The sequence below is a fragment of the Photobacterium damselae genome (assembly GCF_003026815.1).
Classification (GTDB): domain Bacteria; phylum Pseudomonadota; class Gammaproteobacteria; order Enterobacterales; family Vibrionaceae; genus Photobacterium; species Photobacterium damselae.
In genome coordinates, this window is record NZ_PYOG01000100.1 from 1 (window position 1) to 1,027 (window position 1,027).

The following is a 1,027-nucleotide window of genomic DNA, read 5'->3' on the forward strand; positions in this document are numbered from 1 at the left end:
AGATTCTGTCTTAATTGACTTTGCTGCTTCACGAGCAAAAGCTTCGAGTGCTTTCTTATCCATATTGTCCATCCTTAACCTTTGAGGTTTAAGTTTAGACAGTTACACAGAATTCAGGACACTCTCACCCCCTGACTTTTTTATTGCTAGTTATTGCATCGAAATTTGGTTTTTTGTTTCATCTTGATTGAATAATCAGCAAACAGGTGATCTTTAAAAGAAAATTTGTTTTTTCTTCTTGCGCCAACATCACTTCTGCGTATAATGAACCACATCAGCCCGGGTGGCGAAATTGGTAGACGCAGCGGATTCAAAATCCGCCGGTGAATAACTGTGCCGGTTCAAGTCCGGCCCCGGGCACCAGTTTCTAAGACAGAGCCTCGACACATGTCGGGGCTTTGTTGTTTCTAACATCCCCAAAATTCTTAAGTTCGCTTTTCGCCTTGTCATCAATCAATGGAAAGCGGGTTTAAGTCCCCAATCTATATCCATCTTTATTTCATTTGCACACATTACTTCTTTTATATAGCTACCGAAATTGGAGTTAACATAAAGAAGAAATTTAAGTTCACTACTATCACCCTTAGCCTCATCTCTCGTAACTAATGTGATCATGTGCAATGAAACTAAATAGGGGATGTAGCTTATACTCTCACTACCCATTGCTTTTTATATCATTTCAATTTTAAGAATATCTATTTGTATCGACCTTATGTGTGTTTTCTGTTTTGTATAATTGAGCAGAGTTAATAGATAAGCTGTTCAGAACTTATAAAAAACGCTGTGGGTGAGTCTGTCTCTCTTATAATAAAGACTAATGATGTGGGGTTATTTTGAACTTTTCTTTGGTTTTGGTTGTTTATTTAACCTATTGAATTGTTTTTAGTGTTTTTTTCTAAGAAAAGGCTTGTCAGATAAAACTTTCTCCCTATAATGCGACCTCACTGACACGGACAACGGCGCAAGCGGTTACCGAAAGTCAGTATTGTTCTTTAACAATTTGACCATGCAATCTGTGTGGGCACTC

General features: G+C 37.9%; 1 tRNA gene. It reads left to right on the top strand.

What is annotated here, in order from left to right:
• The first annotated feature begins 277 nt into the window (after positions 1-277).
• A tRNA-Leu gene (locus CTN07_RS22475) sits at positions 278-363 on the top strand.
• The last annotated feature ends 664 nt before the right edge of the window (positions 364-1,027 follow it).